The organism is Desulfomicrobium aestuarii (assembly GCF_055385525.1).
Map to the genome: position 1 here is coordinate 567591 of NZ_AP042427.1, position 20475 is coordinate 588065.

General features: G+C 63.9%; 16 protein-coding genes. 5 read left to right on the plus strand and 11 right to left on the minus strand.

The genetic code is table 11. The features are described from left to right. Positions 1–10: 10 nt before the first annotated feature. The 3 genes from ACZ5AC_RS02520 to ACZ5AC_RS02530 form a co-directional block, all read right to left on the minus strand. The gene (locus ACZ5AC_RS02520; RefSeq protein WP_464249389.1) at positions 11–544 is read right to left on the minus strand and encodes a chemotaxis protein CheD; all 534 of its coding nucleotides are present in this window, start codon (positions 542–544) and stop codon (positions 11–13) included. Positions 545–699: 155 nt separating this feature from the next. Continuing rightward, entirely contained in the window at positions 700–4695 is a 3996-nt protein-coding gene (locus ACZ5AC_RS02525) for a PAS domain S-box protein (RefSeq protein ID WP_464249390.1), read from the minus strand. A 431-nt stretch (positions 4696–5126) separates the two neighbouring features. Next, positions 5127–6140 carry a sensor histidine kinase gene (locus ACZ5AC_RS02530; protein ID WP_464249391.1) on the minus strand — a complete coding sequence of 338 codons (1014 nt, stop codon included), beginning with the start codon at positions 6138–6140 and terminating at the stop codon, positions 5127–5129. 630 nt (positions 6141–6770) lie between these two features. On the opposite strand from ACZ5AC_RS02530, the gene ACZ5AC_RS02535 reads away from it, so the two are divergent. Genes ACZ5AC_RS02535 through ACZ5AC_RS02545 form a run of 3 tightly spaced genes read left to right on the plus strand, consistent with a single transcriptional unit; the run spans position 6771 to position 9715 of the window. After that, on the plus strand, positions 6771–7760 hold the full coding sequence (locus ACZ5AC_RS02535; protein ID WP_464249392.1) for a TRAP transporter substrate-binding protein: 990 nt from the start codon (positions 6771–6773) through the stop codon (positions 7758–7760). A 12-nt stretch (positions 7761–7772) separates the two neighbouring features. Beyond that, positions 7773–8321, plus strand: coding sequence for a TRAP transporter small permease (locus ACZ5AC_RS02540; RefSeq protein WP_464249393.1), 549 nt, complete (start codon positions 7773–7775; stop codon positions 8319–8321). Further along, positions 8318–9715 (plus strand): TRAP transporter large permease, encoded by a 1398-nt coding sequence (locus ACZ5AC_RS02545; protein ID WP_464249394.1) that lies wholly within the window; start codon positions 8318–8320, stop codon positions 9713–9715. The genes ACZ5AC_RS02540 and ACZ5AC_RS02545 overlap by 4 nt, the downstream gene beginning before the upstream one ends. 95 nt (positions 9716–9810) lie before the next feature. Here ACZ5AC_RS02545 and ACZ5AC_RS02550 read toward each other — a convergent pair whose 3' ends face one another. From ACZ5AC_RS02550 to ACZ5AC_RS02560, 3 genes are read right to left on the minus strand one after another with little or no spacing between them, the layout of a single operon-like run. Next, positions 9811–10251, minus strand: coding sequence for a Fur family transcriptional regulator (locus ACZ5AC_RS02550; RefSeq protein WP_464249395.1), 441 nt, complete (start codon positions 10249–10251; stop codon positions 9811–9813). Next, a complete protein-coding gene (locus tag ACZ5AC_RS02555; protein ID WP_464249396.1) occupies positions 10248–11057 on the minus strand; it encodes a metal ABC transporter permease in 810 nt (269 codons plus the stop codon). The genes ACZ5AC_RS02550 and ACZ5AC_RS02555 overlap by 4 nt, the downstream gene beginning before the upstream one ends. Beyond that, positions 11054–11935 carry a metal ABC transporter ATP-binding protein gene (locus ACZ5AC_RS02560; protein WP_464249397.1) on the minus strand — a complete coding sequence of 294 codons (882 nt, stop codon included), beginning with the start codon at positions 11933–11935 and terminating at the stop codon, positions 11054–11056. Before ACZ5AC_RS02560 ends, ACZ5AC_RS02555 begins: the two co-directional genes overlap by 4 nt. Positions 11936–12165: 230 nt before the next feature. On the opposite strand from ACZ5AC_RS02560, the gene ACZ5AC_RS02565 reads away from it, so the two are divergent. Next, on the plus strand, positions 12166–13005 hold the full coding sequence (locus ACZ5AC_RS02565) for a nitroreductase family protein (protein WP_464249398.1): 840 nt from the start codon (positions 12166–12168) through the stop codon (positions 13003–13005). Continuing rightward, on the plus strand, positions 13002–14807 hold the full coding sequence (locus ACZ5AC_RS02570) for a bifunctional homocysteine S-methyltransferase/methylenetetrahydrofolate reductase (RefSeq protein WP_464249399.1): 1806 nt from the start codon (positions 13002–13004) through the stop codon (positions 14805–14807). The genes ACZ5AC_RS02565 and ACZ5AC_RS02570 overlap by 4 nt, the downstream gene beginning before the upstream one ends. Before the next feature lie 61 nt (positions 14808–14868). On the opposite strand, the gene ACZ5AC_RS02575 is transcribed toward ACZ5AC_RS02570, so the two are convergent. From ACZ5AC_RS02575 to ACZ5AC_RS02595, 5 genes are all read right to left on the minus strand, one after another. After that, positions 14869–15918, minus strand: coding sequence for a DUF6515 family protein (locus ACZ5AC_RS02575; protein WP_464249400.1), 1050 nt, complete (start codon positions 15916–15918; stop codon positions 14869–14871). Positions 15919–16092: 174 nt separating this feature from the next. After that, the gene (locus tag ACZ5AC_RS02580; RefSeq protein WP_464249401.1) at positions 16093–17433 is read right to left on the minus strand and encodes a sigma-54-dependent transcriptional regulator; all 1341 of its coding nucleotides are present in this window, start codon (positions 17431–17433) and stop codon (positions 16093–16095) included. Beyond that, entirely contained in the window at positions 17430–18740 is a 1311-nt protein-coding gene (locus tag ACZ5AC_RS02585; RefSeq protein ID WP_464249402.1) for a sensor histidine kinase, read from the minus strand. The genes ACZ5AC_RS02580 and ACZ5AC_RS02585 overlap by 4 nt, the downstream gene beginning before the upstream one ends. A 46-nt stretch (positions 18741–18786) precedes the next feature. Further along, complete coding sequence (locus ACZ5AC_RS02590; RefSeq protein WP_464249403.1) at positions 18787–19578, minus strand: ABC transporter ATP-binding protein; 792 nt, start codon at positions 19576–19578, stop codon at positions 18787–18789. Beyond that, a complete protein-coding gene (locus ACZ5AC_RS02595; protein WP_464249404.1) occupies positions 19575–20459 on the minus strand; it encodes an ABC transporter permease in 885 nt (294 codons plus the stop codon). The genes ACZ5AC_RS02590 and ACZ5AC_RS02595 overlap by 4 nt, the downstream gene beginning before the upstream one ends. Positions 20460–20475 lie beyond the last annotated feature (16 nt).

The window sequence follows — 20475 nt, forward strand, 5'->3', positions numbered from 1 at the left end:
ATGTTTCAGATCAATCACGTCTGCTCCTGACGCTGAATGTCTTCTGGAGTACGAGGCCCGTATCGGTCCGAAAGAGTATTTTGCGTCCGACGTCACCCCCGACGCTGGAGGCTTTGACCGTCAGGCCCGCCTCGGCGAGAGCCGCGTGTGCGGCCTGGATATTGCGGATTCCCATCGAGGCGCGAAGATGTTGATGTAGCGGTGATGCGCCGCCGAACAGTTTGCATTCGAGATCTTTTGGGGAGATTCCCATCCATGCAAAGTCTTGCAGAAGTCGTTTGACTGATGTGTCGACGTAGCGGAAGTGGTCATCTGCGGAATCTGCCGATTTGAATTCTTCATAACTCGGCAGGAAAGCATGGAACGTTCCGCCGCAGCGTCGTCTGCGACAGTGCATGGTCACTGAAATGCAGGATCCTAGTACCGTCTGGACAAGGGTTGGGACACGGAAAACCCCACCCTGGCCGATGAGGAGGTATACATTGTCGAGTGTCGCCTCTTCGGAACTCGCGGGGAATAATGGCGAAAATTGTCTGGATTGCATGAAGTGGATTGCTGGATAAGTCCATATGCCGCGTTACGATTCGTCTATCAGCGTTCTGCGGTGAACGCGGTGCCCTTCATGGCGGATCATCGTTAAGAATCTTTACGTGTAATTTTGTTTCATACAAGCAGTCTATTTCAGGCCATGGCTCGCTGTCATGCCTTATTGCGTTTTGTGACCTTGTCGAGGACTTCCTTGAGATCGTCCAGATGGACGGGCTTGCTGAGGTACTCGTTCATGCCCGCGGCGAGAAACTTTTCCCGGTCTCCGGCCATGGCGAAGGAGGTCAGGGCGATGATGGGAATGTCGGCTTTTGCGCCGGCTTCGGAATTCCGGATTGCCTTTGTCGCCTCGATTCCGTCCATGACCGGCATCTGGATGTCCATGAGGATGCAGTCGAAATCACCTGACTCCCACCGTTCAAGCGCTTCGAGGCCGTTCTCCGCCGTGGCCGACCGCACCCCCGCCTTTTCCAGGAGCCTCTGCATGAAATACTGGTTGGACAGGTCGTCCTCGACCAGCAGGACGCTGGCCGCAGGAAGGGGGCTTACGGCTGCGGCCGGTTGGGCGTTGCTTTGAGGGCTCGCCTCTCCATTGCGCCCGAAGGGCAGGATCACGTGGGCGGACGTTCCCTCGCCGGGCAACGTGTCCATGATGATATGCCCCTCCATGAGGGTGACTAGGCGCTTGACGATGGCCAGGCCGAGTCCGGCCCCCTGGTATGCCCTGCTGTACGCCGTGTCGACCTGCACAAAGGGCGTGAACAGATCCTTGAGCCTGTCTTCCGGGATGCCGATCCCCGTGTCGTGCACGGAGAAGGCGACCCTGAGCCCGGCGCTCGCCGGTGAGTCGATGGGGTAGATTTCAAGGGTGATGGCGCCCCGGTCGGTGAACTTGAAGGCGTTGCCCACCAGGTTGAAGAGGATCTGCCTGATCCTCGCCTCGTCCCCGACGAGGGTCTGCGGCGTGTCGGGGTCGATCCTGCACACCAGCGGGACATGCTTGTCCTTGTAGATGACGTCGAAGAGTTCGGTGACCGACTGTGCGAGGTCGCGGACGAGGAACTCCTTGCGATAGAATTCGAGCCGCCCCGTTTCGATCCTGGAGATGTCCAGGATGTCCGTGAGCAGCCTTGTCAGACGGTTCGTGGAGCGGACGGCCATATCGACGTACTCTTCCTGCTCCTGATCCAGGGCGGTCGTCTGCAGAAGCTGCATCATGCCGCTGATGCCGTTGAGCGGGGTCCGGATTTCGTGGCTCATGTTCGCCAGGAATTCGCTCTTGGTCCTGTTGGCCGCTTCCGCCTCCAGCTTGGCGCGGATGAGCTGATCTTCCATGGTTTTACGGTTGGATATGTCGTCCACTACCCATATGACCCCCTTGTCGAGGTCCGAGGGGTCCAGGGCCTTGCCGGACAGGGTGCACCAGACCGTGGCGCCGTTTTTCTTCCTGAGCTGATAGTCGATCTGTTTCTGGTTGTTTTGCGTCAGTTTGTCGTAATATCTGTTTCCAAAATCGAGGAAGTGTTCTTGGTCTACATGCAGTTCGCGTACGTTTAACCCGATCATGCCATCAGCCGACTCGTAGCCGAATATTTCCGCCAGGCGCTGATTCGCCCTGGCAAGAACGCGTCCTTTCCGCAGCAGCATGATGCCGACCTGGGAATTTTCAAATATGCTTTCAAACTCGTTCTTGATTTCCGCCAGAAGCCGTTCCGCCTTTTTCCGGGTCGAAATGTCGCGGACAGAGGAGAACGCATACTCCTGCTCCGCGAGCTGGATAGGGACGGTGACGATTTCGACGGGGATCTCCGTCCCGTCTTTATGCAGGTCCGCGCCCTCGAAATGATGCCGATGCAATTCCGCGAGCACGGTTGACCCGCGCGTTCCCCGGACCGAAGGGGCCTGGATGTCCGTCTGCGAAAGCCGCAGGAGTTCGTCGCGGTCGTATCCCAGCAGCCTGCAGGCGGCCATGTTCGCGTCAAAGAGCGTGTCGTCCTTGCGCCAGATGAACAGGGGGTCCGGTGACCTCTCAAAGAGGACTCGAAACCGCTCTTCGCTTTTTTTGAGCGCTTCCTCGACGCGTTTTCGCTCGGTGATGTCCTGATTGACTCCGATGGCCTTGATGTATTTTCCGGTGTTGTCCTTGGTCACCATATAGCGGACTACGATGTCGCGAATATCGCCGTCTCTCCTGATGATGCGGTGCTCGATGTGCGCCGTGCGACCATCGTACGCCCCGGACAAGATCTTTTCGATCTCCGATGCGACGAGCCACGCTTCGTCCGGGTGGACGAATTCGCGCGCGTATGTCTCGGCAGGCATGAGGAAGCCGCCTTCACGTGCGCTCGTAGTGCAGTAGAGGGAATAGAACTGTTCGTTGAAGGTGAACGTCATGGTGGACAGATCCAGTTCCCAGTGGCCCATATTCGCCATTTCCACGGCCAGGGATAGGCGCTCCTCGCTGATCTTGAGTTCATTCTTGATGCGGCGCTGCTCAAGGAGGAGAATGGCGCTGTTCACGAAGGCGGAAACCTGGTTGATATCGTCCTGGGTGTACCCGGCCGGCTTGTTGGCCACCACTGCGAGGGCCACGACTTTGTTGTCCCGGAGAATCGGTACGGAAAGGAGGTTTCTGATGGGCACGTGTCCCGGGGGGAGCCCGCGCTTGCATTCCGTGGTCCGGCCGTAGTCCCCGATGACGACGGACTGCCGCTCGAGCACGGCTCTGGCCCAGATCCCGGCCTTCTCTATGGGGAAGTGGATGGGGCTGTTTCCGACCGCACACTCGAGCATCGCGTCCCGGGACCAGGAATGGATGGACATTTCGCATTCCTGCTCGTCGAGAAAGCCGAAAAACGAGTACTGACTGTCCGTGAGGTTCCGAATCTCCTCGATCACCAGATCGCAGAGCTCGCGATAGCCCGCCTCGACCATACGCGAGATGTGCCACAGGGCCGTGAGCCTGGCCTTGAGGGCCGCCTGTTCCTCCATGGCCCGGCGGATCTCGGTGATGTCGCGGAATTCCACGGCGCGGACCAGCCTGCCCTTGTAGGGGAAGTTGCGGGCCTCGAGGCGGACCGGATACTCCTCGCCGTTCTTCCGAACCCCGAAGACTTCGTAGGGCTTCTCGTAGCCCGTGAGGATATTGCGCATGACCTCGCTTCTGGATCGTTCCGCGATGAGCCGCAGACCGTCCATGCCGATGAGCTCCTCTTCGGCGTATCCGGAAATCTCTGACAGACCGCGGTTGCAGTCCAGGATGACGCCCTTGTCATGGATGGCTATCCCGCCGAAGGATGCGTTGTGCAGGGCCTTGAACCGCGCCTCGCTCTCCTGGATCTCCCTCTCTTTTTCCCGGAAGGGCGACAGGTCCCGCACGAAGGCATACACCTTGCCGCCATCGTGGTCCGAATAGGTCGCGCTGACCTCGACATCTATGACTCTCCCGTTCTTGCACCGCTCCTTCGTTTCGAATCGGACCTGTTTCAGGTTCGCGATTTCCGTGATGCGGCGGAGCGTTTCCTCCTTGCCTTCAAGGAAGTCGATATCCCATATGTGCATGGCAAGAAATTCCTGCTGGCTGTAGCCAAGCATTTCCGTGCCATGTTCGTTTGTTTCCAGTATCCGTCCATTCATATCGACAACAAAAAAACAACTGAAAGCGATTTCAGCTATTGATGTGGATCTTTGCTCAAGATAATATTTGTCTGTAAAATCTCGAGATATGTGTAAAACTCCTTCAATTTCCCCGCTTTTCGTAATTCTTGGAGAATAGAGTACGTCCATATATCGTTTTCCAATGAGCGGATAATTTACCCATAGTGAGAACGATATCCGCTCCCCATTCAAGCATTTGCTGATTTTTGGCTTGATATCCTCTTCGAATGACTTTTCTCCAATAATTATGGCTGGAGTTTTGCCGATTATTTGGTCTTTTGGAATTCCAAGATATTTTTCATAAGCTCCATTTACGTATTGATATCGATATTTCGTATCAAGGAGTGACACGGGAGAGTCGATTGCTTCGAATAATGCATAGCAATCGATTTTCTCGTGATTGTAATATGATTCGTGAGATTCCATGCCGTTTGACAGGGTATCCTTGTCGAGAATTGCTTTCTTGCCGGATGCGCTTTTCGAGTCAGGCATAAATTCTCCGTGAGGCGGGGAGAGTGAGAATTGCTGATTCAAACTCCACGATCAATCGATGCACGGTTGGTTGCGCTCCGTCTCCCCGCCATTTCGTTGCTGGGGATCCTGATGGTGCCCCGGGTTCCGGCAGTGTCGCGCAACGGCCTGTAATACATTTGCTGTCATACATCTGTATTCGATTATCCCAACTCCGCAAGTCTGGAGACAATTTTAACAAGTTGGCGATAGCTTGATAGACAGCGGGCGCGGGGGCTTTCTCGAGTGTCAGACGGAATCCTCGCTTCCGTCGGGTGGGAACTGGGTGGGCTTTAGCGTTGATTTTCCTGGCTGGTCCCAACGCCGAGAACGGATGTTCCGGGCAGGGTCTGCCCGCTGGAGCCTCATGGGCCATGAGGACCGGGCCGGCCGAGGCCTGCCCGGAAGGCGCGTCACGTTGCCGCGGGGATCTTAAGCCAGAACCTTGTCCCCGATCCCGGCGCCGAGGAGAAGCCGACGGTGGCGCCGAGATAGTTCTCCGCCAGCAGTTTGATCGAGTACGTCCCCAGACCGCGGTCGGACCCCTTTGTGGAGAAGGAGCGCTTGAAGACCTGAAGCCTGACGGATTCGGGCATGACCGCCTCGTTGCCGACCCAGAAGACGGCTGAACCGTCCTCCCGCGACAGCCCGAGCGTCACCTCGCCGCCGTTGCCGGTGGCCTCGAGGGCGTTGATGAGCATGTTGACGACGACCCTGCGCAGGAGGGTGTGGTCCGTGAGCACCGGGACATTTTCGGCCGCCGGGTCGAGGGTGATCCCCTTGCCGATGCACTTCGGGTGCCGGCGGAACTCGCCGGCGATGTTGCGGACGACCTCGAGCCCCTGCAGGGTCAGGAGGCTCACGGAATACTCGTTGCGTTCGAGGGCCAGCAGCTGGCGCTGCTTCTGGATTTCGTCCACCAGGGCGAAGAGGGACGAGCGCACGAGGGCGACGATCTCCCTGGACACGTCCGGAACCTCGTCCATGAGCATGTCGACGAGGCTCTGCGCCCCGCCCGCGGAGTTGAGGATGTCGTGGAAGAAGATCCTCTCCAGCACCTGCCTGCGCTTTTCGTGCCCGATGTCCAGGATCGTGGCCACGTAGTAGAGACCGGACTCGGTCTGCCAGGGGGATACGGTGAACTTCAGGTCCATGGCCGCGGTCATGCCGTCGGGGCCCGTGGCCAGGAGCTGACATTCGCGGGTCGCCTTGGCGTGGCCCGTGATCGACTCCAGGATGGCTAGCAGGGCCCCGCATTCGCGGCAGTTTTCGGACGTGCCGCATCCGGCCGGCCCGGTGCCCGCGAAAGCGCAGCCGGCCGCCTCGCCGGGCCGCTTCCCGAGAAACGCGTCGAGGGCGCCTGCGCCGAGCATTTCCATGCAGGCCCTGTTGGCCATGACGATCTGCCGTCTGGAATTCAGAACCATGAGCGCCGCGGGGAAGAACTCGAAGTACGACGCGCAGGGGTGGTTCAGCAGGTCCCGGCTGTCGGTCCGGACCTTGCCTGCGGCGTCCCGGGCGTGGAGGTCGTATGTCGGCGGGAACTGGGGGGGCGTTGCGCCCGCCGGGTCCGCGTTGTCGTCTTCTGGCGTCGTTCCTCGTGCCCGCGCCGGTTTGGCATGAATAAATCACGTTTCGAGAGATGAATCCACCCTCTCTTGTGACGATTCTTCACGCGACATGAAGCAGCAAAGGATCCTAGATAATCGATTTTTCCGAAAAATCGGACACAATGGGGGCAGGCAGGCTGGATATGTATCACTCTACATCATCAAATCAGATTTTGAAAAAATATGCATAGCAGATATACTGTTTTTAATTTTCGTATTGTTTTTACATACCAAGTTAAAATTGTAGAGAAAATTTTTATAATATAGTATAAGTTGCATTTCAATGTCTTTGTAAACACGTCTGATTGGTTGTGCGAACAGCTCAAATGGATGTCTCTTTGTTTTCGCTTGCGAAAAAAAACCGTGATTTTTTCGGAAATTCTTGCGCAGAGATGCTGCAATGGATACACAAGCGCAAACAAATTAACCGTATGGAGGGTATGAGGAATGTTGAAAGTGAAGACCATTCTTGCGTGTGCGCTGGTTGCGGTTTTTCTGTGTGCTGCTTCCGCCTTCGCTGCTCCCATCGTGATCAAGTACTCCCACGTCGTGGCCGAGGACACGCCTAAGGGCATCCAGGCCAACAAGTTCCGCGACCTCGTGGCCGAACGCCTGGCCGGCAAGGTCGTGGTCGAGGTCTATCCCAACTCCCAGCTCTTCGGCGACGGCAAGGAACTCGAAGCCCTGCTCCTGGGCGACGTGCATCTCCTGGCCCCCGCGCTTTCCAAGTTCCAGAAGTACACCCCCCTGCTGCAGATCTACGACCTGCCCTTCCTCTTCAAGGACATGGCCGCCATCGACCGCTTCCAGCAGGGCCCACAGGGCCGCGCGCTGCTCGCCTCCATGAAGGACAAGGGCATCATCGGCCTTGAGTACCTGCATAACGGCATGAAGCAGATTTCCTCCAGCAACCCCATCCGCGTGCCGGCCGACGCCGCCAACAAGAAGTTCCGCATCATGACCTCCGACGTCCTGGCCGCCCAGTTCGAGGCCGTGAACGCCATGCCCCTGAAGAAGCCCTTCGCCGAGGTCTTCACCCTTCTGCAGACCAAGGCCATCGATGGGCAGGAGAACTCCTGGTCCAACATCTACTCCCAGAAATTCTACGAGGTGCAGCCCTACATCACCGAGACCAACCACGGCATCCTTGACTACCTCGTCGTCAGCACCACCGAGTTCTGGGAGAGCCTGCCCGCCGACGTCCGCCCGGTCATCGAGGAGTGTCTCAAGGAGTCCATCGTCGTCGGCAACGAAGTCGCCGCCCAGAAGGACCTCGAAGACAAGCAGAAGATCATCGACTCCAAGCGTTCCGAGATCATCACCCTGACCGAGGAAGAGCGCGGATTGTGGGTCGAGGCCATGAAGCCCGTGTGGAAGAAGTTCGAGGACGCCGTGGGCAAGGAAAACCTCGAAGCCGCCATCGCCTCCAACAAGTAGTCTCCGGGAACCATGAATACCTTCATCAACAAGCTGGAGGAGGGGATCATCTCCCTCCTCCTGGCTTCCATGACGCTTCTGGTTTTCGTGGAAGTGGTGTTCCGTTTCGGCTTCAACGTGGGCATTCACTGGGCGCAGGAGCTGACGCTGCTTCTGTCCGGCTGGATGGTCATGTTCGGGGTGTCCTACGGCATCAAGGTCGGCTCGCACATCGGCGTCGACGCGCTCGTCAAGCTCTTTCCGGGCAATGTGCGGCGGGCCGTGACCTTTGTGGCCGTGCTGCTCTGTCTGACCTACTGCGGCCTGTTTCTCGTAGGCAGCTGGACCTATCTGGGCAAGCTGAGGAGCATCGGCATCCAGCTGGAGGACATCCCCGTCCCCAAGTGGATGGCCAACAGCATCCTGTTCTTCGGCATGATCATGATGGTCATCCGTCTCCTCGACCTCCTCTGGGCGGTCGTGCGGGGCAGGGCCGACGGGTTCAAGCTGCTGGATGAGGCCAAGGAGAGCATGTATCTGGCCCAAAAAGAGGGCACGGCCCTGGATGGAGACGACGAATGACCACAGCCGCCCTGTTCACCCTGCTCTTCCTGTTCATCGCGTCGGGCATGCCCATCGCCATCGCGCTGGGCCTGTCGAGCATCACCACGATCCTGTTCTTTTCCAACGACTCCCTGGCGTCCATCGCCCTGAAGCTCTTCGAGTCGGTTTCCGAACACTACACCCTGCTGGCCATCCCCTTCTTCATCCTGTCGTCCCAGTTCCTGTCGACGGGCGGCGTGGCCAAGCGGATCATCAACTTCGCCCTGGACTGCGTCGGACACGTCAAGGGTGGCCTGGCCATGGCCGGCGTCCTGGCCTGCATGCTCTTCGCCGCAGTTTCCGGCTCGTCGCCGGCCACGGTGGCGGCCATCGGCAGCATCGTCATCGGCGGCATGGTCCGCTCGGGCTACCCCGAGAGCTTCGCCGCCGGCGTCATCTGCAACGCCGGGACGCTGGGCATTCTCATCCCGCCGTCCATCGTCATGCTTGTGTACGCGGCGGCCACCCAGGAGTCGGCGGCCAGGCTGTTCATGGCCGGCTTCATCCCGGGCATCGCCTTGGGCCTTCTCCTGATGGTGGCCATCTATATCGTGGCGCGGATCAAGAATTACCCGTCCCTGGCATGGCCAGGCTTCAGGCAGATATTCCGCTCCGGCGGCAAGGCTCTGGGCGGGCTCATGCTTGTCATCATCGTGCTGGGCTCCATCTACGGCGGCATCTGCAGCCCGACCGAGGCGGCGGCGGTCTCGGCCGTCTACGCCTGGTGGATCGCGGTCTTCGTCTATCGCGACATGGGCCCCCTCAAGGAAGTGCCCCTGCGCAAGTTCGAGGAGAGCGTGGGCTCGGCCCTGACGCGCGGCCTGTGGCAGACCGTCTGGGCCATTCCCCGCTCCCTGACGCACCCCGAGGTCCGGCACGTGGTCCTGGACGCGGCCAAGGTCAGCATCATGCTGCTCTTCATCATCGGCAACGCCATGCTCTTCGCCCACGTGCTGACCACTGAGCGCATCCCGCACATGATCGCTGAGACCATCGTGGGTTGGGGCCTGCCGGCCTGGGGGTTCCTGATCGTCGTCAACCTGCTGCTCCTGGCGGCCGGAAACTTCATGGAGCCTTCGGCCATCACCATGATCATGATCCCGATCCTCTTCCCCATCGCGGTCAAACTCGGCATCGATCCCATCCACCTGGGCATCATCTGCGTGGTCAACATGGAGATCGGCATGATCACCCCGCCCGTGGGTCTGAACCTCTTCGTCACGGCCGGCATCACCAAGCGCGACCTGACCTGGGTCGTGCGCGCGGCCTTCCCCTGGCTGACGATCCTGCTCGGGTTCCTGGTCCTCATCACCTACGTCCCGCAGATATCCCTGTGGCTGCCGGAATTCATCGACAAGCTCAAAGGGTACTGAGGGGTTACCGAACACGAAACAGAGAACCGGGCTCCGCGAGGGGCCCGGTTTTTTTTGGGAGGGATTGCGCCCGGCGCACCGGGCTGGCCGAGAGGCTAGTCGTCGTTTTTGCGGCAGGCCGGGCAGATCCCTTCCAGGCGGATGTCCACGTGGCGGACATCGAGCGAAAGGGCCTCCAGGGCCTTCTGATCCAGGGGGAGTGTGTCGCAGTGCAGGCAGAGGTAGCGGTCGCAGCGCGTGCAGTGGAAGTGCGGGTGCGCGTCGTCATGGTCTTCGCGCAGGCAGAAGCGGCTCGACTTGTCGCCGAGGCCCAGACGGTTCAGCACCTCGTGTTCGACTAGCAGGTCGAGGATGCGGTAGACCGTGACCCGGTTGATGTCCGACTTGGCGCGAACCGCGTCGAGAATCTCCTGCGCGCTGGAGGGGTAGGGGGTGCCGCCCACGGCCATGAGCACGCGCATGCGGTGGTCCGTGGCTTCCAGGCCCGCGGCGGCGAGACGGTGTTCCGCCGCCTTGGCGGTCATTCGGGCCTTCACCCGAGCCTCCGCAGGCTGTGCGCTCCCCAGGCCAGGACATACCCGCCCGTGGCCATGGCGATGATGGACGCCCCGGACGTGATGTCGAAGTGGTAGGACACGGCCAGGCCGGCCAGGCAGAAGACGAGGCTCGCCAGGGTGGCCAAGGCCATCATTTTCCACAGGGAGTTGGTGAAGAGTTCGGCCAGCATGGGCGGGATGGTCAGCAGGGCGATGACCAGGATGAGGCCGGCCACCTGGATGACCATGATCACGGTCACGGCCGTCAGGACCTGCATCAGCGCGTAGAGCAGGCGCACGGGCACGCCCATGGAGCGAGCGAACTCCATGTCGAAGGACAGGGCCAGGAAGTCCTTGTACCAGAAGAAGACCACGGCCAGGATGAAGGCGTTGAGGACCGCCATGAAGACGATGTCTCCGCGGGGGACGGCCAGGATGCTGCCGAAGAGGTAGCTCATGAGGTCGACATTGTAGCCCGGGGTGATGTCCATGAGGATGATGCCGATGGCCATGCCCGCCGCCCACATGATGCCCACCACGGAGTCGCTGCGTTCGGCGCGGCCGAAGGAGGCCATGGCCATGGCCAGGGCGGCCAGGACCGTGAAGGCCACGGCGCAGGGCAGCACGGGCAGGCCCAGGAAAAAGGCCAGGCCCACGCCGCCGTAGGCCGTGTGGGCCACGCCCCCGGCCATGAAGACCTGGCGGTTGACGACCACGAGGGTGCCGATGACGCCGCAGGCCAGACTGGCCAGCAGCCCGGCCAGCAGGGCGTTGCGCATGAATTCCATGCCGAGGATGTCCATCATTTCGCGCTCCTCTGCCCGCCGGCGGTGAAAATCGAGGACATGCCGCGGATGTACTCGTCCAGGGGGCAGGTCGCGTCGTGGGTGCCGTAGATGAGTTCGAGCATGGTCGGCGTCAGCTCGCGGCCGCGGTTCTGGATGAGGCGGTTGTTGACCACGGCCACGCTGGTGATGCGCGTGGAGGCCGAGATGAGGTCGTGGCTGACCATGACGATGGTGATGGATGAGCTCAGGGCCGACAGCAGGTCGAAGAGGCAGACCTTGCCCTGGGGGTCGATGTTGGAGGTGGGCTCGTCGAAGAGCAGCAGGGCCGGGTCCGAGATCAGGGCCCGGGCCACGAGCACGCGCTGCTTCTGGCCTCCGGACAGGGCGTCGAAGCGCCGTCCGGCCAGGTCGGCCATGTCGACCATCTCCAGTGTGTCCAGAGCTTTGCGCTTTTCCTGCGCCGAGTAGCCGGGCCAGCGCCGGGTGGAGAAGAACCCCTTGCCCCGCCGCAGCCCCAGCAGGACCACGTCCCGGACCGTGACGGGAAAGCTCGGCTGGACAAGGGCGTGCTGCGGGACGTAGCCCACGGCGGGGCGCACGACGGCCGGGTCGGCCCCGAGGACGCGCACGGTGCCGCGCGCGGGCCGCAGAAGCCCGAGGATGATCTTGACCAGGGTCGTCTTGCCGCCGCCGTTGGGTCCGATGACGGCCAGGAAATCCCCGGCGCCGACGCTCAAGGTCACGTCCGAGAGGACCTCCCGGTCAGCGTAGGCGAAGCTCACGCCCGAGACCTCGATGACGGGGCCCCCGGCCAGCAGGCGTTGGAAGCGCGGTCCGGGCACGGACGTGTGCTCGTGGCCGGAGCAGGAGGAGCAGGTGTGGTCGGGTGAATGCATGTGTTTCCTTGCGGCCGGTTTGCGCGCCGGGAGGTGGGGCAGGGCCGCCGACGGCTCGGCTGACGGACCCGGATCGATTTTTCCCCATGATTTGGAATCGATATTTATGCAACAGGATTGCATGTCGTCAAGGGCCGCCACCTTGGCCGGCGGCCCTTGTGCATCGCCTCTTCAGGTCGTAGGAAAAGGGGGCGGCCGCGCCAAGGGCGGCCCGGATTTCAGGAGGTACCATGCTCGATTTTGCCATAGACGAGTCCCGCTGCATCCAGTGCGGCGAGTGCGCGGCCGACTGCCCCGTGCGCATCATAGACATGAGCCAGGGGCTGCCGCGCATCAGCGAACAGCGCCAGGGCCTGTGCATCAGGTGCCAGCACTGTCTGGCCGTCTGCCCCACGGCGGCCCTGTCCATCCTCGGAGTGAACCCGGACGAGAGCGCCGAGATCCTGCCGCCCTCGCCGGACGGCCTGGAGAACCTGATCAAGAGCCGCAGGTCCGTGCGGCGGTACCGGCCCGAGGCCGTGGAGCGGGCCGTCCTGGACCGCCTCATGGACGCCGTGGCCTACGCCCCCACGGGCAAGAACGAGCGCAAGGTCCGCTTCACCCTGGTGGACGACCCGGAGGTCATGGCCCGCATCCGCGTCCTGACCATGGAGGGCATCCGCCGGGCCGTGGACGAGGACGGCCTGCCCGACGGCATGGAGTTTTTTGCCAAGTTCCTGACCGCCTGGGACCAGGGCCGCGACATCATCTTCCGCGAAGCCCCGCACATGCTCATCGCCTCCTCGCCCCGGGAGGCCACCTCGGGCGAGGCGGACCCCTTCATCGCCCTGTCCTATTTCGAACTCATGGCCGCGAGCCTGGGCCTGGGCACGGTCTGGTGCGGGTACGCCCGCTGGGCCCTGCAGAGCGTGGTGCCGGAGCTTGGCCGCAGGCTCGGCATCCCCTCGGACCACCGCTCCATGTACGCCGTCATGTTCGGCTACCCGGCCGTGCGCTACGCCCGCGCCGTGCAGCGCGAGGTGCAGGGCCTGCACCGCGTCAGGCCGGCAGACCTGGAGGGCGGACTGTGAGGCGCGGCATTCTCGATGTCCTGCGCGAGCGCGTGGTCGTGGCCGACGGGGCCATGGGATCGCTCCTTTTCGAGCGTGGCGTGGACAGTTCGTCCTGCTACGACGCCCTGAACCTGACGGACCCGGCCCTGGTGCGGTCCATCCATCAGGCCTATGCGGCGGCCGGGGCCGAGGTCCTGGAGACCAACACCTTCGGCGCCAACAGGGTCAAGCTCGGCCGTTTCGATCTGGGCCACAGGGTTCGCGAGATCAACCTGCGCGGAGCCGAACTGGCCAGGGCCGAAGCGGGCGAGGGCCGTTGGGTGGCCGGGGCCATGGGCCCCCTGGGGCGCCTGGGAGAGGAGGCGGCGGAGCCGGGAGAGATCGAGGAGATTTTCGCCGAGCAGGCCCGGGCTCTGGTCGAGGGCGGGGTGGACTTCATCATGCTCGAAACCTTCGCGAGCCTCACCCTGCTCCTGTCGGCCCTGCGCGGGGTCAAGGCGGCCGTTTCCGTGCCCGTGGCCGCGCAGATGGTCTTCACCCAGCGCGGCCGGACCCATTCGGGCCGCTCGGCCCGCGAGTGCTTCGAGGCTCTGGCGGCGGCCGGGGCCGACATGGTCGGCCTCAACTGCGGCATCGGCCCCAAGAATTCCCTGGAGGTGGTCCGCGCCCTGGGCCCGGTACCTGTGCCCCTGTCGGTGCTGCCCAACGCGGGCTTTCCCGAGGCCGCGGGGGACCGTCTCATGTACGCCTCGTCGCCGGAGTATTTCGCGCGGCAGACCGCGGCCTGCGCAGCCCACGGCGCACGCCTGCTGGGCGGGTGCTGCGGGACCGGGCCGGAGCACATCACGGCCCTGGTCAAGGCGCTGGGTTCGGCTTCGCCCGAAGTGCGGATCGAGGCCCCGTCGACCGAGGAACTCACGGCCGGGACTGCCGTCCCGACGCGCCTGGCGCGCAGGCTGCAGGAGGGCAAGGTCGTCCTGGTGGAACTCGACCCGCCCAAGCATCTCGACACGGAGCCCGTGCTCCGGGCGGCCGAGGCCCTGGCCGCGGCGGGCGTGGACGCCATCACCATCGCCGAGAACCCGCTGGCCGTGCCGCGCCTGTCGAACATCACCCTGGCCGGCATGGTCCGGTTCAGGACCGGCGCGGACGTGGTCGTGCACCTCACGGGCCGCGACCGCAACCTCGTGGGCATGCAGTCGACCATCATGGGCCTGGCCGCATCGAACCTGCACAACGTCCTGGCCGTGACCGGCGACCCGCCCTCGGCCGGCAGCGCCGAGCGGGTCTCGGGCGTCTACGACCTGCGCTCCATGGAGCTCATCTCCCTGCTGGCCGGCTTCAACCGGGGCCGCAACCACTACGGCGACGACATGCGCCTGCCCGTCAACTTCTGCATCGGCGCGGCCTTCAACCCCAACACGCGCAACATGGCCCTGCAGGTCGGCCGCATGGAGAAGAAGATGGCGGCCGGCGCGACCCACTTCCTGACCCAGCCGGTCTATTCCCGGTCCAGGGTGGACGAGATTCTGGCCGCCACATCCCACGTCAAGGCGCCCATCGTGCTCGGCATCATGCCCCTGGCCAGCCACCGCAACGCCGAGTTCCTGCACAACGAGTTCCCGGGCATCGAGATCCCCCTCGAAGCGCGCGAACGTATGGCCCGGGCCGGGGAGGCGGGGCAGCGGGAGGGCATCGAGATCGCCTGGGAACTGCTCGAGTACGCCTGGCCGCATTTTGCGGGCGTGTACATCATCCCGCCGTTCAACAGGTATCAGATGGCGCTCGAACTCATGCAGCGCCTGGGACTGAAACGCTGAAGGCCTGCTCCGGTTTGTGGGAGCAGGCCTTCAGCGCTGATTCCGAGATACAAGAGGGGGGTCAGCCCCGGCCGAGGTCCGTCGACACGTAGCGCTCCATGACCCAGCCGCGCATGTCCTCCCCGTCGATCTCCACGTACAGCCAGCCCGGGGCGCTGCCGAGGACGTTCAGGACCGTGTAGCGGCCCGCCTGGGCGATGACTTCCTCGCTTTCGTCGGGCCCGTAGCGCAGGTTCAGGATATCCGTGACGACGGCCACCTGGGCCGGCCACTCGCGGCCCGGGGCGCGGATGGGTTCCACGACTTCGTAGCCTGCGGGCACGCGCCGGTAGTAGACGTCGCCGAAGACGTAGAAGGGGATGCCCGCCGAGATGACCGTGCGGCTGCCCAGGGGCAGGCTCAGCACGATGAGCCCCAGCGGGGGGCGCACCAGCACGAAGCCGGCGTCCCACGGCCGGTAGAACCGCCCGCCGTGGTAGTGGTAGCGGTCGCGGCCGTGCAGGATGACCGCATGACGGGACGGCAGATGGTGCACGACATGCTTGACATAATGGCGATCATTTCTGCCGCGTCCCTTGGAGTCGTGCCATTTGCGGGAATCGTGACCCCAGTTCCGGTACTCGCCGCGGCGGTCGAACCGCTCGGGAGGGGTGCTGAAATGTCCGGGACTCCGGTAGAAGTCGTTTCGGCGCAGATCATCTCCGGAGCGTCCGCGTCTGCCGTCGTCATCGATGCGTTTGAAGTTCCCCCGGGAGTTGTCCCCGCGTCGTCCGTCGTGACGGAAATCGTCGCGCCCCCTGCGGCCGTCATCCGATCTGAAAGAGTCGTGCCCCCGCCGTCCATCCTTTCCGCCGTCGCGTCCATCGCGGCCCCGCCTTTGGCCGTCGAGGCGGAAGAGGTCGTCGTTGCCCCTGCGGCCGCCATCAAGTCTGAACAGGTCGTCGCTTCCTCGTCCGCGGCTGTCGAGGCGGAAGAGGTCGTCGTTGCCCGCGACGGTCAGGGCGTCGTGCCGCGGCCCCCGAGGAGCGTTGTCGCCGCCGAGGGCCGGCGCGCCCCAGGCCAGGAGGGCGAAAAGTGCCATCACTATGAGTTTGGGTATATGCGAGTTCATGTGTTTCCTCCGTGGGATGATTCGTGTCCGAACAGGCAAGGTGCGTGCCATTCTTGACGAATCTCCGCAGCGGCTGTCTCTGGGGCCGCCCCGGTCCGTCCGGGGGAATCCGGGGAATCTGCCGTTCTTGCCCGTGGCGGACTGAGCAGTCTTTTCACAACGGGCTGTGCAGCGTCATCCCAATCCCAACCGCTTCAATTTGTATATAAGCCCGCGGCGGGTGATGCCAAGGAGCTGGGCCGCGTGGGTGCGGTTGCCGCCGGTCTGCTTCAGGGCCGCGGCCACGGCCTCGAATTCCTGCTGTTCCAGGGTCTTGGTTTCCTCCGGACGCAGGTGACGGGCTGCGGCGGGCATGTCCGGGGTTGCCTTGGCCGCGGACTTGCGTACCGCCGGGGGGAGATGTTCGGGCAGGATGACGTCGGTCTGGCTCAGGAGGCGCACATGGGCCATGGCGTTGGCCAGTTCGCGCACGTTTCCGGGCCAGGGGTGGCTCTGCAGGGCCTGCACCGCCGCGCGGGACAGCCGCCGCGCCTCGGCGGCCCCCCTGTTCAGGAAGAACCTCGCCAGGGGGGCGATGTCCTCGGGGCGTTCGCGCAGGGGGGGGATCTCGATGGTGATGACGTTCAGACGGTAGAAGAGGTCCTGGCGGAAGCGGCCCTGAGCCACGTCCTCCTCCAGGTTGCGGTTGGTGGCGGCGATGAGCCGGCAGTCCACGGCGACCTCCCGGTCCGCGCCCACCGGGGTGATGCGGCCCGTTTCCGTGGCGCGCAGCAGGGACGCCTGCAGCTCCAGCGGCATGTCGCCGATCTCGTCGAGAAAGAGGGTGCCTTCGTGGGCTTCGCGGAAAAACCCCTTGCGCTTGGCCACGGCGCCCGTGAAGGCGCCCTTCTCGTGGCCGAAGAGCTCGCTGGCCAAAAGCGTCGGTGCCACGGCCGCGCAGTTGACCGTGACGAGGGACTTGTCCCGCCGTGCGCTGATTCGGTGGATGAACTGGGCCACGACCTCCTTGCCGCTGCCGCTCTCGCCCGTGAGCAGCACCGTGGCGTCGCTGCCGGCCACTCGCCATGCGTCGCGCAGCACGGCGCGCATGGCCGGGCTCTCGGCCACGATGCCTTCCAGGGCCGAAGCCGGCACGTCCGCGTCTCCGTCCCCGTGCACGCCGAGGGCGTCCCGCACGGCGGCCAGCAGTTCGTCCAGGTCCACGGGCTTGGCCAGATAGTCCACGGCGCCGAGCTTGAGGGCGTCCACGGCTTCGCGCACGTCGGCGTAGGCCGTGACCAGGAGGAAGGGCAGGCCCGGCTGGTCGGCCCGGGCGCGGCGCAGGAGGTCCAGCCCGCTGGCGCCGGGCATGCGCACGTCGCTGACGACCATGGCCGGCGCATCCTTCCCGATGGCCTTCAGCGCGGCGGCGACGTCCTCGGCTTCCAGGACATCGAACCCGGCGTCCCGCAGCACGCGGGCATAGAGGTCCCGGTAGCGGGCCTCGTCGTCGACAATCAGGATGGTCGTGTTCATGCGCGCTCCTGGGCGTTTCTGATTCCGGAAATGGCCATGGCGGTACCTCCGGCCGGGATGGACGACGCCTGGATCTTCCAGCCGTGGGACTCCACCAGACGCTTGACGATGGCCAGCCCCAGCCCGTGGCCCGAGGCCGAACCCGACACGTAGGGCTTGAAGATGTTGGGGAGCAGCTCCGGCGCGATGCCCGTGCCCTGGTCCTCGACGATCAGCTGCCACCGGCGGCCCTGGCGCTGCATCCGGATGCGCACGACGGTGCCCGCGGGCGAGGCGTGCAGGCTGTTCAGCAGCAGGTTGACGAGGATCTGGCGAAGCAGGGCCTCGTCGGCCAGGATGACGGCCGCGGGCACGACCGACTCCAGGCCCACCCCGGCGAGATCGAAGTCCGGTCCCATGACGTCCGTCAGCTCCCGGCACAGCCGGTCAACGGCCACGGGACCCGGGTTCACGTTGCGCTGCCTCGCGAAGTTCATGAAGTTGCCGAGCCTGGAGGTGGTCTTGTCCACCTCGTCCATGATGTGTTCGAGCATCGTCCGGCTTTCGGAAGGGATGTCGGGACGGGCCGCAATCTGCTGGGCCATGCCCATGATGATGCCCAGCGGGTTCTTGGTCTCGTGGGCCAGGCCCGCCGCGGCCAGGCCCAGCTCTTCCAGGTGGGCGCTGTGCAGGCGTTCCGCGGCAAGCTCCCCTGCCAGAAGCCTGCGCCGGTTGCCCGCGATCCACGCCGCCGTGACGGCCAGGATGCAGACCATGGCCAGGGCGAAGATGGGCGCCTGGCGCTGCCAGTACCAGGAGGTCGCGAAGGTTTCGCTGCGGCTGCGGAAGCCCAGGTACATGACCGGGTTGCTGCGCATCCAGAGCCCCAGGCCGAAATGCGGTGATTCGAGGGCCTCGGCCCAGGTGGACGGCAGGTTGACCTGCTGCAGCGGGGCCCAGACGATGAGCATGGAATCCGTGTCCATCTCGCCGCTGTCGCCGCCGGTCACCAGCAATTCCGGGACGTCGCCGGTCTGGACCAGCCGTCCGTGCCTGGCTTCGACCACGACGAAGGCCGTGCGGGAGTCGCGGGTGATGCTGGCAAGGACGCGCTCGATCTGCTGCCAGTCCGTCAGCACCCCATTGCTCATGGTGGCGATGATGGCGTTCAGGGTCTGGAACGTCTCCTGGGCGCGTTGCCGACGCCACTCCAGGGACCGTTCGCTGTAGCCCTGCCAGGACCACAGGCCCCAGAGGGAAAGGGCCAGGATCATGGCCGCCGCGGCCAGCAGGGGCGCGCGGTAGATGCTGCGGGTGGCGTGCTTCATGTTTCCTCCTTGCGGGCATTCGCCAAGCAAAGAGCGTGCTGGATGTTCAGCCCAGGAGCATGCGGTCCGAAATTTCGGCGTCTTCCTGGCCGTGGAATTTCTGCAGCAGGTCCTCGACCGTCAGGGCCGCCTTGTCCTGACCGCGCACGTCGAAGATGATGCGGCCGCGGTGCATCATGATCAGCCGGTTCCCCAGAGCCAGGGCCTGCTGCATGTTGTGGGTGACCATGAGGGTGGTCAGGCCGCCGGCCGTGACGATGTTCTCGGTCAGTGCGAGGATCTGGGCCGCGGTCTTGGGGTCCAGGGCCGCCGTGTGCTCGTCCAGGAGCAGCAGTTCGGGGCGCACCAGGGTGGCCATGACCATGGTCAGGGCCTGGCGCTGGCCGCCCGAGAGCAGCCCGGCCCGGTCCTGGAGGCGGTCTTCGAGGCCCAGGCCCAGCACCTGCAGGCGCTCGCGGAAGAGTTCCCGGTCGGCGGGCTTGACGCCGCGCGACAGGCCGCGCGACTGGCCGCGCCTCAGGGCCAGGGCCATGTTCTGGGCGATGGAGCCGCCGGCGCAGGTGCCCATAAGCGGGTCCTGGAAGACGCGGCCGATGAAGCGGGCGCGCCGGTGCTCGGGCCAGCGGGTCACGTCGGTGCCGTCGACGGCGATGGTGCCCGAGTCCAGAGGGTGGGTCCCGGACAGGCAGGACAGGAAGGTCGACTTGCCGGCCCCGTTGGAGCCGATGATGGTGATGAAGTCGCCCTGCTCGATGTCGATGGACAGGTCCCGGATGCTGTGCACTTCGTTCACACTGCCCCGGTGGAAATACTTGTTCAGTCCGGCGGCGCGGATCATCTCGCGAACCTCCTTTTGAGCATGGGGGAAGTCAGGGCGATGATGACCAGGAAGGCGGTGATGAGGTTCAGGTCGCTGGGCGTGAAGGAGAACCCGCCGAGATCGAGGCCCAAGGCCAGGGCGATGGCCGTGCGGTAGGCCACGGAGCCGACGATGACGGCGATGCAGGCCCGGGCGATGGTCGCCTTGCCGCAGATCGTCTCGCCGAGGATGACCGAGGCCAGGCCGGCGACGATGGTGCCCACGCCCATGTTCACGTCGGCCGCACCCTGGTTCTGGGCGATGAGGGCGCCGCTGAAGGCCACCAGGGCGTTGGACAGGCCCACCCCGAAGATGATGACGTTGTCCGTGTTCACGCCCAGGGCCGTGATCATCTGCCGGTTGTCGCCCGTGGCCAGCATGGCCTGGCCGTATTCCGTGTGCAGGAACCAGATGAGGGCCGCCGTGACGGCCGCGGCCACGAGGAAGAAGAAGACCGGCGTGACCTGGAAGAGGGGCAGGCTTAAGGCCTCCAGGTCCGTCAGCACCGAGGGCGTGCCCAGCAGGGCCACGTTGGGGCCGCCCATGATGCGGATGTTGATGGAGTAGAGCGAGATCATGGTCAGGATGGAGGCCAGCAGGTGCAGAATCTTGAGTTTGGTGTTCAGGAGCGCCGTCACGGCCCCGGCCGCGAACCCGGCCGCCGTGGCCAGGGCCAGGGCCAGGTAGGGGCTGTGTCCGGCCGTGATGGTCACGGCGCTGACCGAGGCCCCCAGCGGCAGGCTGCCGTCCACGGTCAGGTCGGGGAAATCGAGGATGCGGAATGTCAGGTACACCCCGAGGGCCATGATGCCGTAAAGGAATCCCTGTTCCAGGGCGCCGAGCAGTGCGTAGAGGGTCATGTCGCGTCAGTGGTAA